At 71.6% G+C, this 1053-nt stretch carries 1 protein-coding gene; it reads left to right on the top strand.

Translation table 11 applies throughout. The annotated features are described in order from the left end of the window. Positions 1-979 (top strand): signal recognition particle-docking protein FtsY (ftsY, locus tag D588_RS0116935; protein ID WP_017916825.1); only part of this gene is annotated, 979 nt, incomplete at its 5' end. Positions 980-1053 lie beyond the last annotated feature (74 nt).

The following is a 1053-nucleotide window of genomic DNA, read 5'->3' on the forward strand; positions in this document are numbered from 1 at the left end:
GTCCGTGCCCGCCGCCGACGCCGACCTGGTGCGCAGCGACGCGCTGCCCGCCGCGCCGGCCGGCAAGCCCGGCTGGCGCGAGCGTCTGCGCAACAGCAGCTTCGCGCGCAGCGTCGGCAGCCTGTTCTCGCGCAATCCCAAGCTCGACGACGACCTGCTCGATGAGATCGAGACCGCGCTGATCACCGCCGACGTCGGCATCCCGGCCACCACCGCGCTGATCGAGAGCCTGCGCAAGCGCATGAAGGCGCGCGAGTTCGCCGATGCCAGGGCGCTGCAGCAGGCGCTGCGCGCCGACCTGCTGGCGATCCTGCAGCCGGTGGCCAAGCCGCTGCAGATCGACCGCAATGCAAAGCCCTTCGTGGTGCTGACCGTCGGCGTCAACGGCGTCGGCAAGACCACCACCATCGGCAAGCTGGCCAAGCGCTTCAAGGACGAGGGCCACAACCTGATGCTGGCCGCCGGCGACACCTTCCGCGCCGCCGCGGTAGCGCAGTTGCAGGCCTGGGGCGAGCGCAACGGCGTGAGCGTGATCGCGCAGGGCCAGAACGCCGACGCCGCCTCGGTGGCCTTCGATGCGCTGCAGGCCGGCAAGGCGCGCGGCACCGAGGTGCTGATCGCCGACACCGCCGGCCGCCTGCACACCCAGACCGGGCTGATGAACGAGCTGGGCAAGATCCGCCGCGTGCTCGGCAAGCTCGACCCCAGCGCGCCGCACGAGGTGCTGATGGTCATCGACGGCACCACCGGCCAGAACGCGCTGTCGCAGCTGCGCCAGTTCCACGCCGCGGTCGGCGTCACCGGTCTGGTGGTGACCAAGCTCGACGGCACCGCCAAGGGCGGCGTGGTGTTCGCCCTGGCCCGCGAATTCGGCATCCCGATCCGCTTTGCCGGCATCGGCGAGCGTCCCGAAGACCTGCGCGTGTTCGACGCCGAAGCCTTCGTCGACGCGTTGCTGCCCGACGCCTTGGGTGCCTGATCCTGAGCCCCTCTCCCACTGGGGCGACTGGGCACGGCTTGCGCGCCACTGGCGCGCGTGCCCTGGAGCGCCCA

This window comes from Xanthomonas sp. SHU 308 (assembly GCF_000364645.1).
Lineage (GTDB): Bacteria > Pseudomonadota > Gammaproteobacteria > Xanthomonadales > Xanthomonadaceae > Xanthomonas_A > Xanthomonas_A sontii.